This window comes from Kitasatospora sp. NPDC058115, assembly GCF_042884635.1.
GTDB lineage: Bacteria > Actinomycetota > Actinomycetes > Streptomycetales > Streptomycetaceae > Kitasatospora.
This window is the reverse complement of record NZ_JBHVTL010000036.1, coordinates 76,603-89,310: the sequence shown is the minus strand read 5'-3', so window position 1 is coordinate 89,310 and position 12,708 is coordinate 76,603. Positions and strand designations below refer to the sequence as shown.

Sequence of the window (12,708 nt, the reverse complement as noted above, 5' to 3'; positions counted from 1 at the left end):
CTCTGTCGTGGGCCGCGTCTTTTTTTTAAAACCCCCGGGCGCTCGCCCGTGTGGTGGGTGCGGCGCCCCCGGGTGCGCCGGCGGGCCAAGCACGTGCTTCGCCGGCCGGATCACCGGGGCCGATCACCTGGACGGAGACCCGATCAGAAGATGATCTTCCAGCCGTCGATGCGGCCCGAGTCGCCGCGGTACACGTCCTGCACCCGCAGCCGCCAGGTGCCGTTGCCGAGCTGCGCGGAGGCGTCCACCGTGTAGGTCTCGACGACGTTGTCCGCCGAGTCGTTGAGGTTGCTCTTCTTCAGCGAGTACACCGTGCCGTCCGGGCCGACCAGGTCGATGACCAGGTCACCGCGCCAGGTGTGCTTGATGTCCACGGCGACCTTGAGGTCGCTCGGCGCCCGGCCGGCGATCCGGCCGACGACGATGTCCGAGAAGACCGCCGGGCCCCCGTCCGGGACCGGGACGGCGGTGGTGTTCGCGAAGATGCCCGGGGAGACCTTCCAGGTGAACGTCGTCGACAGCCTGCTGTGGTGGGAGGCCTTGGCGGTGACGGTGACCGTGGAGGTGGCGGCGACGGTCGGGGTGCCGGTGATCCGGCCGGTGACCGGGTGGAGCGACAGGCCCTCGGGGAGGCCGGTCGCGTGGTAGGTGACGGCACCGGGGTTGAAGTTGGTGGCCTTGACCCGCAGCTCGACGGGGGCGCCGACCTCGGTCACCTGGTCGCCGACGGCGTCGAGCAGGAGGCCGTCGACGACCCGCGGGCCGACGTTGATCGCGGCCCAGGCGTTCGCGGTGTTCTGGTACGTCGCGCTGGTCTGCCCGTACAGGTCGGCGGCGGCCTGGAGGGTGGCGACGCGGGCGGCGGCGTAGTTGGTGGACGAGGTCATGTAGGTGGTCAGCGCCCGGTACCAGATCCTGGCGGCGGCGTCCCGGCCGATGGCGGTGACCGCCAGGCCGTCGGAGGTCGGGGAGTCGTAGGCCACGCCGTTGACGGTCTTGGCGCCGCTGCCCTCGGAGGCCAGGTAGAACCAGTGGTTGGCCGGACCGGAGGAGTAGTGCACGTCGACGGAACCGACGTCGGACGACCAGTAGTCCCGTGACCTGCCGTCCTTGGAGGGCTTGTCCATGTAGCGCAGCGGGGTGCCGTCGCCCCTGATGTCGATCTTCTCGCCGACCAGGTAGTCGCCCTTGTCCTCGGGGTTGCCGGCCCAGAACTCGATGGCGGCGGCCATGATGTCGGAGGTGGCCTCGTTCAGGCCGCCGGACTCGCCGCTGTAGATCAGGCCCGCGGTGGCCGAGGTGATGCCGTGGGTCATCTCGTGGCCGCCGACGTCGATCGAGGTCAGCGGCTTGACGTTGCCCGCGCCGTCGCCGTAGGTCATGCAGAAGCAGCTGTCGGACCAGAACGCGTTGACGTAGTTCTTGCCGTAGTGGACCCGGGTGTGGGCGCCGACGCCGTCGTCCTTGATGCCGTTGCGGCCGTGGACGTCCTTGTAGTAGTCCCAGGTGAGTTGGGCGCCGTAGGCGGCGTCCACGGCGGCGGTCTGCCGGTTGGCGACGGTGCCGTCGCCCCAGGTGTCGGTCGGGTTGGTGAACAGCGTCCTGGTGCCGGTGGTGCCGTTCAGGTCGTAGGTGCTGTGACCGCCGCGGGTGGGGTCGGTCAGCGCGTAACCGCCGCCGGCCGCCGGCGAGGTGCCGATGGCGACCTGGCCCGAGTACTGGCTGGTGCCGACGCCGGTCTCGATGGCCTGGTACTCGAAGATCTTCTTGCCCGAGCCCGCGTCGGTGATGACGTGCAGCTCGGACGGCGTGCCGTCCTCCTGCGTGCCCGTCACGACCGTCTCCCACGCGAGCCGCGGGGTGCCGGACGCGGCCCAGACCACCTTGCGGGCGCTGTCGGCCGCCGGGTCCTGCACCTTCGCACTCGCGGCGCTCTCCAGCGCGAGGCCCTTCGCCGCCTCGGAACCCTCCCCGGCGGTGGTGTCGACGGCGATGTCCGCCTCGGTGGCCCTGGTGACGCCCTTGCCGGAGCCGTCCCGGGCGGTGTGGACCACCAGATCGCCGCCGAGGACCGGCAGTCCGTCGAAGGTCCGCTCATAGCGGGTGTGCACGGTGCCGTCCGCGTCCTTGGTGACGCCCCTGACGACCAGCGCCTCCTTCGAGCCCAGGTTCAGCGACCTGGCGGCCTCCGCCCGGTTCGCGTCGGCGGCCGCCAGCAGCTCACCGCGCTGCTGGGCCGAGAGCTCCACCGGCAGCGCACCGGCGAACGCCCGCGCCTCGGCGGGCGCCCCGGCCGGGGCCTCCTCGGCGGCCGCGACACCGGCCGGCAGCGCGGCCGCGATCATCGCGGCGCCGGCGATCAACGCGCTTGCGGTGACGGACTTTCTGGGGGATCGAGTCACACGGAACTCCTTCTGCGACGGCCGGGTCTGGGCGGCCGGAGTCAGCCGGGCGGTCGAGGGTGATGCCGCCCGGGAGAGCTGGTGGTTCGAGTCGCTGGAACGGTCTTCGACGTGCTCGCCGCGCCCTGCGGGGCTCGTGCGACCTGCGCGGGCCGATGCGGCGACGGGACGGTACAGTGCCAGTTTTGGTGGGAACACGTCACCCGCACGGCACCAAGTTGGCCGAAATGCTTCGCCACGGGGGCGCTGTCCGGGAAATTGGCCGTCGGCAGGCGGGCTCCGCCGGGCCCGTCGCGCCCGTCACGACGGAGGCCCCGCCCCCGGAACGCCGGAACGGGGCAGGGCCTTCGTGAGCGGGGGGCCGCAACCCCCTGCGGGCTTCAGCGCAGCAGGACCGAGAGGAGCTCGGCGAGGGTCGGGCCCGAGTCCGCGGGATGACGCAGCTGCTTGCTGTCGATCACCGTGTAGTGATTGGTGCGGCCGTTGCGCTGGTGACTGAGGTAGCCGGCCTCTTCGAGGTCGACGATGATCCGCTGGACGGCGCGCTCGGTGAGCAGGCACTGGGCGGCGAGGTCACGCACCCGGATGCCGGGGTCGCGGGCGATCTGGACGAGCACGCGGGCGTGATTGGTCAGGAACGTCCACTGCCGCGCGAGAGGGGTGCCGTCGTCCATGGGCCGATTATACGTCCGGCGATTCACGACGATCAAAACACGACACTATTTTCGTGCAATGGTTGACAGGCATTGCCCGGGGGCGAACAGTGGAGGCACGTCAAGACCCGCACCGCCCGCGCAGCCACCGTCGCGCGGAGCCCTCCCGGGAGTTGGTCCCGTGACCCAGATGACCCGGCACGAACTGGAACGGCTCGCCGCGTTCCTCACCGAGCGCATCGGTGTGCCCCGCGAGCACGGCGACCACGCCGGCGAGGTCGAGCCGCTGCGCCGACGGCTGCGGCACTCCGTCACCGGCATCGACGCCTACCTGGTCGCCGCCGAGGCGGACAGCCCCGCCGCCGTGCACCTGAGGGACGCCGCGCTGGACCTGTGGCAGGGACTGGAGCGCCTCGCCGACGCCTGGGCCGACGCACCCGTCACGGCCGCCGCCGGCGGGGCGCCGGGCGCGGGCCCGAGGGAGGGCCGGCCGTGAGTCCGTGGCTGAAGTCCGAAACCGTCCGGGTCGGGGAGACCGTGGTCTGCCGCTTCTCCGGCGATCTGAGCATGGACAGCGAGGCCGAGGCCGCGGAGGTCCTGCACCTGGCGCTCGACCAGGGTCCGGCGGTGCTGGCCGTCGACCTCGCCGACGTGGGGCTCTTCACCTCCAGCGGCCTCAACCTGCTCCTCATCACCCGCCGCAGGGCCCTGGCCGCCGGGATCCCCCTCGTCCTGATCGCCCCCTGCCCGATGGCCCGCCGGGTGCTGGACCTCACCGACGCCGCACCCCTCTTCCCCGTCCACGCCACCGCCGAGGAAGCCGACCGCCACGGCCGCACCGCACCCGCCCGGCGGCACGCCGCCTCGCGCGAGAGCTGAGCGGACCGTCAGCTCTCCCAGTCGACGGATGCCACCGCCCCGTGCCGGGTCGCTCCGACGGCGAGTATCTGGTCGCTGAGATCGGGTTCGAACACGTAGTCCAGGACGACCGGCGGCCGGTCGGACACCCCGCCCAGCCACAGCCCGACGCCGTTCAGACGCATGGCCGCGACGAAGGCCGCCGTCCCGACCTCGTCGCCCGCCGCCTCCCGGACGAGACGGCCGGCCGCCCCGCTGCCCTCCAGCTCCTCCAGGTGGAAGTCGACGAAGGAGCGGTCCCCGTCCAGGTACGTTCGCAGAGCCGCACGCGCGGCCGCGTCGAGCGCCGGCAGGCCGGTGAGGCACGCGGCGAGATCGTCCAGCTCCCCGGCGTCCGGCGCACTGGACGGCCCGGCCCACAGCAGGACCTCGACCTCGTCGTCCCCCACCTGCGAGGTGCCCCGCCAGATGATGTCGGTGTCGCGGAGCGCACCGGTGTCCACGTGCCCGAAGTGGGCGTGCTCAAGGGCCTTCATGCGAGACGTTCCGCCTTCCTGTGGTGCCGGCCCGTCGCGCGAACAGGCGGCGCCCGGATCGGCGTCCACCGCGGCCGGAGTGATTCAGGGGGCATCCTAGGCACCGGCCGGTCCCGCGCGGTCGCCGGGCATAATGGCCCGATGCTGGAACTGCTGCCGGGGACCGGCGTCACCCTGCCGGACGGGGCCGGGACGCTCGGGTTCGGGACGACGCCCCAGGAGGCCTCCGCGATGCTCGCGGCGACGCCCGGGAGCCACCGGGCGCGGCAGTGCGCGGCGCCGGCCCGCGCCGACTTCGCATCGCTGCGGGACGCCCACGACGCGTGGCTCGCCGGAATCCTCTTCGACCCGGCCTGGAACACGGTCGGGGTCTTCGGTGATCTCGCGCTGACCGTCGCCGGCGGCGGTCCGGGCCGCGCCGACGGCCTCGCCCAGGTGATCGTCGAGGCCGGCGCGCGCCCGGGCCCGAGGGGGGAGCACCCCGTGGTCTGGGACGGCGTGGACCTGTTCGGGCACCCCGCCGCGGACGTCGTCTCCGTCCTGCCGGGATCGGCCCGCCCCTCCTCCCCGACCGCCGACGACGTGACGGTGCCGGAGCTCGGGCTCCGGCTCCACCGGTCCTCCCCCTCCGCGACCCGGTGGTCGCGGCTGGCCCTGCTGGCCACGCCCACCGGGTGGGAACGGTGCTGCCCGGGGACGTTCGCGTGCGCGGAGGGCGGCAACGGCCTCGCGCCCCTCTTCGGCGAGTGGCTGTCCCCGTGACGGCCCCGCACCGGGCGCCGTCGGCCCGGTGGCGCCCGCAGGAGCGCGGGCACCACCGGCCGACGCGTCCCGCGCGCTACGCGTTCGGGTCCCACTCCGCGAGCTGCTCCATCGGCTCGGTGTCGCCGGTGTTGTCCAGGCGGTCGAGCGGGATGCGGTCGTAGAAGTACAGGACCAGGTCGCTCGCTGCGCCTCGCATCACCAGGTCACCCGGCGCCGCGTCGGCGGCGAGGTCGTCGCAGCGCACGCCGTCGGCGTCGAGGGTCAGACGCCAGGAGCCGCCCTCGGTCGCGTGCAGGTCGATGGTCGCCGGCTTGAACGGCCACGGGACGGTCGTCGCCGAGACGGTCGTCAGGAACTCGTCGACGCCCTCGACCGCGACGTCCGTCGGCAACGGCTGTGCGGCGCCCAGGGTGAGCCGGACGTCGTAGGTGTGGACGGCGATCTCCTGGATCTGGTGCCGGGCCAGGGCTCCGCTGGTCTCCGGGGCCTGCGAGCGGCCCCACCACGTCCAGCAGCCGCGGTCCGGGCCGGCCTCGCGCAGCGCGGCGAGCATGAGCTCGGTCGACTCGGCGAGCCAGGCGTCCAGGGCCTCCCGGTCGCGGGGCGCGGTCGGGGCGCCCTTCGGGTCCGTCCTCGCCGGGGGCTCGGCACCCGGGCCCGCCGCGACGACGGCGGCCTGACGGCGGCGGCCGTCGCCGAGGTGCTGCGCCAGTTCGCGCAGCGTCCACTCCGGGCATCCGGGGACCTGGACGTCGAGGTCGGGGGCGGACGCGATCGCGGCGCGGAACGCGGCCGAGCGGTCCTCGATCAGCCGCAGGACCTCGGGGAACTCCAAGATTTTTTGCACGACGGTTGTGTATCACGGGGCTCCGGCCGCCGGACAGCGAATTTGTCGGAGCCCGGTCAGAGGCCGCGGCTGCCCGGCCGGGCGGCGCGGTGCCTGCCGTGCCGTGCCGTGCCGACGGGCGGTGGCCCTGGTCGGCGGATGGGTGTGCCCCATCCGGTGGCGGGCCGAGGGTCGGCATGCCGAGGTCGGCCGACGCCTGACCGGTCCGGCGGGATGCGGCTCGGCGCCGTTTGCACAGCACCAGGACGCACCGGTCGAGTGCGTGGAAATCCGGTGGGCGGGAAAGGCCGTCCGGCAGGAAAACCGATCACATCCCCATGCCGATGACCGCCCGGCGTAGTCCCCGCGAGCTCCTCCCGCATCTCAGGAGAACCGGGAACGGGTGACCGCCGATGACGGAGGTCGCCGCAGATCGACCCACCGTCAGCGAGTCAATGGCGGTCCGCCGGCGAGCCGCTGGTACGACGTCCCCGGACCCATCGGACACCGTGTCAGCTTCTCGGGTTCGGTCGGATCCCCAAAGGGATCTCCTTGCTCGCGCGGCCTTCTCAGGCGTGTTCACATGGGTATTGTGCCCCGGCCACCGCCATGTGCGGTGTACGAACGGGATCGGAATTCGAGGAACTCACGGAGGATGGATTGCGACGGAAACACCTGACCCTGCTGCGGAACGTCGCCCTGTCGGTGCTGGCCGCCACACTGCTGACCGGATTCGTGACACCCCAGGCGGAGGCCGGTGACGAGACCGACCACCGGGGAGGGGGCGGCTGCCCGCACAGCTGCTCGTCCGGGAAGCCGGGCCCTCCGGGACCTCCCGGACCTCAGGGCCCGGCAGGACCGCAGGGACCGGCCGGACCGGCAGGACCCGCCGGACCACAGGGCCCTGCCGGACCTGTGGGACCTGCCGGCCCGGTCGGACCTGCCGGAGCCGTCGGACCGGCCGGACCGGTCGGCCCCGCCGGTCCGGTCGGCCCCGTCGGACCTGCCGGACCTGCGGGGCCGACCCTGCCGACCCAGATCATCCAGACGACCCACACCCTGACCTCCGGACTCAACACGGGAACCACGGCCTGTCCGGCAGGTACCGTCATCACGGGCGGTGGGCTGCGGACGCCCCTCGGCGGCAACAACCTCACGGCCCAGCTGTACGAGTCCTACCCGTCCGCCGCGAACATGTGGACGGTGTCCTTCAACAACTCGGCAGGCACCAGCGGCTCCTACATGGTCTACGCCGTCTGTCTGCCGGTGACGTGACCCGGGCGGAACCTCTTCTGACGCCAAGTCGCCTTCGGCCCGCCGGCGCACCGTTCGGGTGAGCTCGGCGGGCCTCGGCGATCCGCATCCGGCGGTGAACGGGCCAGGGGCGGACCCCTGCCGCTCAACGGCACCTCACGGAGCCGTCCGCCTGCTCCCACCGCCGGCGGTCGCGACCGTCCCGCCCCCGACGGACACCGCGCCGCGCTGCCACGACAACGACCCGGCCGACGATCTCGCCCGGCGGGTGCGGCCCGCACCGCGGCCCGCGACGTCACCACCCTCCCCTGGCCCCCGGCACCGGCCACCGCCGAGGGCGCGCACGTCGTGGCCGCGCGCTGCGTCCGTCATGGGCTTCCGCCGTCCGCTGCGTCGAGTGCCGCGGCGCGGGCGAGGAGTTCGTCACGGCCGACGGCGTCGCCGGCCGCCGAGGCGACGACCGTCCGGGCCCGGCCGCGCTCGACGATCCGGCGCATGGTCCGCCCGGGATCCGCGAGGGCCGTCGTCGAGGCGAGGACGAGGTCCGCCGCCTGGGCGAGCGGCTCGTGGTGGGTGTTGACGCCGTCCCGGTTGTGCAGGTCGGTGGAGAGCGTCAGGCCGGCCTCGCGCAGCAGCGGCAGCGCGAAGGCGCGCGGAGGGGTGCTCGGCACGTGGGCGTGGGGGCGCTGCGCGGCCGGCGCCAGGACGGTGTCCTCGGGCAGCCGGTCGGCACCGACCTGACCACGCCTGATACCTTGCCATCGCCGTGGTGTTCGGGAAACCGGTTCGAGTCCGGTGCGGCCCTCGCCACTGTTGCCGCGGAGTACCGCGGCCCTCGCTGACCGGCTTCGCCAGCGGTCAGGGCCACTGGGACGGCTCGAAGAGCCCCCCGGGAAGGTCGGCTGCGGTGCGTCGATGCGGAAGCCAGGAGACCGGCCACGGCGCGACATGTTCCACGAGGGTTTTGGAGAACACGTGCCCCGCGCTTTGCCGTACCCGTTTGTGTCCATACGTTCCGCACGCCCCGCAGGTCGGGTACGTGCCGGCCGGGCGGTCGCGGCCGTCCTTTTCACCGGCGTGCTCGGTGCCTGCGCGGGCGCCCCCGCGCCCGTCGCGTCCACGGCGACGGGCGGAAGTGCCGAGCCGGTCAGCCTGGTCAACTGCGGGACCACCGTGACGGTCGGCGCGCCGCCCGAGCGGCTGGTGACGCTCAACCAGGGGGCCACCGAGGTCGCCCTGGCCCTCGGCCTGGAGTCCCGGATGGCCGGTACCGCCTATCTCGACAACGCCGTCCCGGAGAAGTGGAAGGCGGCCTACGACTCCGTTCCGGTGCTCTCCGAGGACTACCCGACGAAGGAGAAGCTCCTCGCGGCCCGTCCCGACTTCCTCTACGCCTCCTACTCCAGCGCGTTCACCGAGAAGGTCGCGGGCAGCCGGGAGGAGCTGCGCGGCCAGGGCATGCCGTCGTACCTGTCCCCGTTCGGCTGCACGGACAAGAGCCAGGTGCCGCCGACGACCTGGCAGGCGATGTGGGGCGAACTGAACGACGTCGCCAGGGTGTTCGGCGTCCCGGAGCGGGCCGCCGCCATCCAGCGGGAGCAGGAGAAGCAGCTGGCCGGGTTCAGGGCGACGGCCGCGGGCAAGGACCTGAAGGTCCTGTGGTTCGACTCGGACACCAAGGCGCCGTACGTCGGCGCCGGCCACGGCGGGCCGCAGCTGGTGCTCGACGCCGTGGGCGCCCGCAACGTCTTCGCGGACCTGCCCGGCGCCTGGCAGAGCGTGAGCTGGGAGAAGGTCGTCGCCGCGGATCCGGACGCCATCGTGCTCGCGGACGCCGACTGGGACACCGCCCGGTCCAAGATCGACTACCTGGAGAACGACCCGGTGCTGAGCAGGCTCACCGCCGTGCAGCGCAAGGCCTTCGTGGTGGTGCCGTTCTCGGAGTCGACGCCCGGCGTGCTGCTCGCCGACGGCGCCGCCCGGGTGTCGGCCGGGCTGGGCCTGCTGCGCCCGGGTTCATGACCGCCGCACCCCGCCCCGCCGTGCGGCCCGCCGGTCCGGGCCGCACGGTGGCGGCCCTGGCCGTCGCCGCCGCCCTGCTCCTGGCCACCATGCTCCTCGGTCTGGCCGTCGGCTCGCAGCACGAGCCGGTCCGGACGGTGTTCGAGGTCGTGGTGCGCCGTCTCGGACTGGGCGACCCGCACGTGACGCTGCTGGACGACCAGATCGTCTGGCAGTTGCGGCTGCCCCGGGTGCTGGGAGCGGCCGCGACCGGCGCCGGCCTCGCGGTCTGCGGCGCCGTGCTGCAGACCCTGACCGGCAACGACCTGGCCGACCCCTTCCTGCTCGGGATCTCGGACGGGGCCGCCGCCGGCGCGGTCACCGTGATCGTCCTCGGCGTCGGCGTGTCCGGCGCCGTGGGCACCGGCGCGGTGGCGATCGCCGCGTTCGCCGGTGCCCTGCTCGCGGCCGTCGTCGTGCTGGCCCTGGCCGCCGCGCGCACCCGGACGCTGCCGACCACCCGGACCGTGCTCGCCGGCATCGCCGTGGGCCAGATGTGCGGGGCCTACACCTCGTTCGTCGTGCTGGTCCTCGGGGACCGCAACGCGGCGCGCGGCGTCATGGAGTGGACGCTGGGCTCGGTCGCCGGCGTGCGATGGCCCACCGCCGTCCTCCTGACCGCGGTCGCGCTGATCGGCATCACGGTCCTGGCCTCCTCGGCCCGCGACCTGGACGCCTTCGCGTTCGGCGAGACCGCCGCCCGCTCCCTCGGCGTCCACGTCGAGCGCACCCGCTGGGTCCTCGTCGCCACCGCAGCGCTGGTGACCGCGTGCCTGGTCGCCCAGACCGGCGTGATCGGGTTCCTCGGCCTGGTCGTCCCGCACGTGGTCCGCCTCGTCTGCGGACCGCGCCACGCTGTCCTGCTGCCCGTGTCGGCGCTGGTGGGCGCATCCCTCCTGGTCGGCAGCGACATCGTGGCGCGCTCGGTCCTCCCCGACCGGGAGCTCCCCGTCGGCATCATCACGGCCGGGCTCGGAGCACCCTTCTTCGCCTGGCTCCTGTGGCGCCAGGGCCGGGCCGACGGGAGCGGACAGTGACGGCGACACCCCCCGTCGAGCTCCGTGCCGAGGGCCTTCTGGTGCGCATCGGCGGAGCCACCCTGCTGGACGCGGTCTCGCTCGCGTTCGCCCCCGGCCGGGTCACCGGCCTGCTCGGGCCCAACGGCGCGGGGAAGACCACCCTGCTGCGCACGGTCGCCGGACTGACCCGGCCGAGCGGCGGGCGGGTCCTCCTGGACGGCGAGGACCTCCACGCGCTCACCGCCCGCCGACGGGCGCGCCAGGTGGCCTTCATGGAGCAGCAGGCGGACACCCGGCTGTCGCTGCCGGTCCGCCAGGTCATCGACCTCGGCCGCACCCCGCACCGCAGCCGCTGGCCCGTCCCGGCGAACACCGCCGCCGACGCCCACGTGCGGTCCGTGATCGCCGGCGCCGTCGCCGCGGCCGACGTCGGCCACCTGCTCGACCGGTCCTGGCCGACGCTGTCGGGCGGCGAGCGCCAACGGGTCCAGCTCGCGCGGGCGCTGGTGCAGGAGCCCGGCGTGCTCCTGCTCGACGAGCCCACCAACCACCTCGACCTGCGCCACCAACTCGGCTTCCTCGACACCGTCCGCGGCCTCGGCATCACCACGGTGGCCGCCCTGCACGACCTCGAACTCGCCGCCGCCTACTGCGACGACATCGCCGTCCTGCTCGACGGCCGGCTGGTCGCCCACGGGCCCGGCTCCGAGGTGCTCACCTCGCCCATGATCGCGCACGTCTACGGCGTCGACGCCACCGTGGAACGCCACCCCCGGCACAACCGACCGCACATCCGGTGGAACGGACTGCTCCCCGAAAGGACGACGCCATGACCTCCCCGCTCCCGGAATCCCGTGCCCGCCGCAGCGCCGTGCTGCTGGTCGGCATGTCGGCCGCGGAGGCCGTCCGCCGTGACGAACTCCTCCGGGCAGCGGCCTCGCACCGGGCCTCGATCGCGTTCCTGCAGCAGGCGGACCCGTCGCTGTCGGCCGAGCTGACCAGGCTGGCCGACGCGGGCACCGGGACCGTGGTCGTGATCGGCGTCCGCCTCACGGCCTCCGGCCCGGCCCACTCCTGGCTGCGGCGGATCGCCGCGTACTGGTGGCGCGAGCGCGCCGGCCACCGGCCCGAACTCCTCGTCGCGACCCGCCTCGCCGACTCGCCCGACGCGGTCGCCGCGGTGGCCGCGGTGACGAAGGCGATCACCGGCACGGAACCCGGCCTCACCTCGGCGGCCTGGGAGGACGTCCCGGGCCACCGGCACCAGGTGCTGGTGTGCCGCGGCCCGCGCTGCGCGGCCCAGGGCGCCGAGGAGGGACTGCGCGCCCTGGTGCAGGAGCTCGGCGCGCGGGGCCTCGGTGACGACGACGTGCTCGTGACCCAGACGGGGTGCCAGTTCCCCTGCAACCAGGCCCCCGTCGTCAGCGTGCAGCCGGACGACCTCTGGTACGGGCGGGTGGACCCGGCTGCCGCCGCCCGCGTCGTCGCCGAGCACCTCGACGGCGGCCGGCCGGTGGAGTCCCACCGCCTCCCCCGTCACCGGAAGGAGCAGACGGACCACCGCAGCTGATCGCGAACACCGGCGCGGGAGCGGGGTCGACCCCGCTCCCGGCCGAGCGAAGCCCGCGGGCCGTGACGCGTGCGGCCCGCCCTCAGTGGGCGGGCCGCACGGCCGCTGCTCCTCAGGGGCGCTCTAGGACGGGTCGACCCCCAGGTCGTGGGACGGATTGCCGCCGGACTCGATGGGCCGGCCCTTCACCTGTGCCTCGTTGGCGTGCAGCTCGTTGAGGTCGGCCGTGTCGGCGGCGATGTCGCCCCGGCTGTCGCCGCCGTCGCGGTGGACGCGGATGCCGTTCGCGGGGAAGTCGATCCAGCCCTGGCCGGCCTCGCGCCGGCCCACCCACGGGGTGTTGACGCCCTCCTCCGCGTCGACCCGGGCGGCCGTGAGGACGCCCGGGGTGGCGTTGTGGCCGTGGTAGACGTTGACGCCGCGGTCCGGGAAGGTGATCCAGCCGGCGTCGTCGGTGCTGCCCTGGACCAGCCGGGTGGTGATGTTGTCGGCCGTCACCCTTCCCAGGTTCCCGTTCGAGGTGCGGACCTCCACGCCGTCCGTGGCGAAGGTGACCCGGCCCTTGTGCTCCGTCCCCTCCACCCACGGCGTGTGCACCCCGCCCGTGGCGACCACGCTCTCCACGTCCGCCTCGGCCGCCGCGACGGTCCCCGGCGCATGCGCGTCGTTGTCGACCCAGGCACCCTGCGACGTGAACGTCACCCGACCCCGGTCCGTCGTCCCTTCCACCCACGGCGTGTGCACCCCGCCGGTGGCGACCACGC

14 protein-coding genes and 1 riboswitch are annotated in these 12,708 nt (G+C 73.9%); of the genes, 8 read left to right on the top strand and 6 right to left on the bottom strand.

The features are described 5' to 3' along the window. Positions 1 to 143: 143 nt before the first annotated feature. On the bottom strand, positions 144 to 2,402 hold the full coding sequence (locus ACFVVL_RS31100; RefSeq protein WP_387681092.1) for a M4 family metallopeptidase: 2,259 nt from the start codon (positions 2,400 to 2,402) through the stop codon (positions 144 to 146). Between the two features lie 380 nt (positions 2,403 to 2,782). Then, positions 2,783 to 3,076 (bottom strand): helix-turn-helix transcriptional regulator, encoded by a 294-nt coding sequence (locus ACFVVL_RS31095; protein WP_387681089.1) that lies wholly within the window; start codon positions 3,074 to 3,076, stop codon positions 2,783 to 2,785. Between the two features lie 160 nt (positions 3,077 to 3,236). Between ACFVVL_RS31095 and ACFVVL_RS31090 the strand changes: the two genes are divergently transcribed. Together ACFVVL_RS31090 and ACFVVL_RS31085 are read left to right on the top strand one after the other, a co-directional pair. After that, the gene (locus ACFVVL_RS31090) at positions 3,237 to 3,551 is read left to right on the top strand and encodes a hypothetical protein (protein ID WP_380297188.1); all 315 of its coding nucleotides are present in this window, start codon (positions 3,237 to 3,239) and stop codon (positions 3,549 to 3,551) included. Continuing rightward, the gene (locus ACFVVL_RS31085; protein ID WP_387681086.1) at positions 3,548 to 3,934 is read left to right on the top strand and encodes an STAS domain-containing protein; all 387 of its coding nucleotides are present in this window, start codon (positions 3,548 to 3,550) and stop codon (positions 3,932 to 3,934) included. Before ACFVVL_RS31090 ends, ACFVVL_RS31085 begins: the two co-directional genes overlap by 4 nt. An 8-nt stretch (positions 3,935 to 3,942) precedes the next feature. On the opposite strand, the gene ACFVVL_RS31080 is transcribed toward ACFVVL_RS31085, so the two are convergent. Then, positions 3,943 to 4,449 (bottom strand): DUF2004 domain-containing protein, encoded by a 507-nt coding sequence (locus tag ACFVVL_RS31080; RefSeq protein ID WP_387681083.1) that lies wholly within the window; start codon positions 4,447 to 4,449, stop codon positions 3,943 to 3,945. Positions 4,450 to 4,590: 141 nt separating this feature from the next. Between ACFVVL_RS31080 and ACFVVL_RS31075 the strand changes: the two genes are divergently transcribed. Next, complete coding sequence (locus ACFVVL_RS31075) at positions 4,591 to 5,211, top strand: hypothetical protein (RefSeq protein ID WP_387681080.1); 621 nt, start codon at positions 4,591 to 4,593, stop codon at positions 5,209 to 5,211. Between the two features lie 76 nt (positions 5,212 to 5,287). Here ACFVVL_RS31075 and ACFVVL_RS31070 read toward each other — a convergent pair whose 3' ends face one another. After that, the gene (locus ACFVVL_RS31070) at positions 5,288 to 6,061 is read right to left on the bottom strand and encodes a maleylpyruvate isomerase N-terminal domain-containing protein (RefSeq protein WP_387681077.1); all 774 of its coding nucleotides are present in this window, start codon (positions 6,059 to 6,061) and stop codon (positions 5,288 to 5,290) included. Between the two features lie 894 nt (positions 6,062 to 6,955). Between ACFVVL_RS31070 and ACFVVL_RS31065 the strand changes: the two genes are divergently transcribed. Beyond that, a complete protein-coding gene (locus ACFVVL_RS31065; RefSeq protein WP_387681074.1) occupies positions 6,956 to 7,315 on the top strand; it encodes a hypothetical protein in 360 nt (119 codons plus the stop codon). A gap of 347 nt (positions 7,316 to 7,662) precedes the next feature. On the opposite strand, the gene ACFVVL_RS31060 is transcribed toward ACFVVL_RS31065, so the two are convergent. Continuing rightward, the gene (locus tag ACFVVL_RS31060) at positions 7,663 to 7,965 is read right to left on the bottom strand and encodes a hypothetical protein (protein ID WP_387681071.1); all 303 of its coding nucleotides are present in this window, start codon (positions 7,963 to 7,965) and stop codon (positions 7,663 to 7,665) included. 79 nt (positions 7,966 to 8,044) lie between these two features. Then, positions 8,045 to 8,250, top strand: a riboswitch (cobalamin riboswitch). Positions 8,251 to 8,371: 121 nt separating this feature from the next. Here ACFVVL_RS31060 and ACFVVL_RS31055 point away from each other — a divergent pair. The 4 genes from ACFVVL_RS31055 to ACFVVL_RS31040 are packed head-to-tail and all read left to right on the top strand — an operon-like array spanning position 8,372 to position 11,944. Continuing rightward, positions 8,372 to 9,316, top strand: coding sequence for an ABC transporter substrate-binding protein (locus ACFVVL_RS31055; RefSeq protein ID WP_387681068.1), 945 nt, complete (start codon positions 8,372 to 8,374; stop codon positions 9,314 to 9,316). Continuing rightward, positions 9,313 to 10,392, top strand: a complete 1,080-nt coding sequence (locus tag ACFVVL_RS31050) for a FecCD family ABC transporter permease (RefSeq protein ID WP_387681065.1) — start codon at positions 9,313 to 9,315, stop codon at positions 10,390 to 10,392. The genes ACFVVL_RS31055 and ACFVVL_RS31050 overlap by 4 nt, the downstream gene beginning before the upstream one ends. Beyond that, complete coding sequence (locus tag ACFVVL_RS31045) at positions 10,389 to 11,207, top strand: ABC transporter ATP-binding protein (RefSeq protein WP_387681062.1); 819 nt, start codon at positions 10,389 to 10,391, stop codon at positions 11,205 to 11,207. Before ACFVVL_RS31050 ends, ACFVVL_RS31045 begins: the two co-directional genes overlap by 4 nt. Then, positions 11,204 to 11,944 (top strand): ferredoxin, encoded by a 741-nt coding sequence (locus ACFVVL_RS31040; protein WP_387681059.1) that lies wholly within the window; start codon positions 11,204 to 11,206, stop codon positions 11,942 to 11,944. Before ACFVVL_RS31045 ends, ACFVVL_RS31040 begins: the two co-directional genes overlap by 4 nt. 123 nt (positions 11,945 to 12,067) lie before the next feature. On the opposite strand, the gene ACFVVL_RS31035 is transcribed toward ACFVVL_RS31040, so the two are convergent. Further along, the coding region (locus tag ACFVVL_RS31035) for a hypothetical protein (protein WP_387681056.1) at positions 12,068 to 12,708 on the bottom strand (641 nt) is incomplete at its 5' end.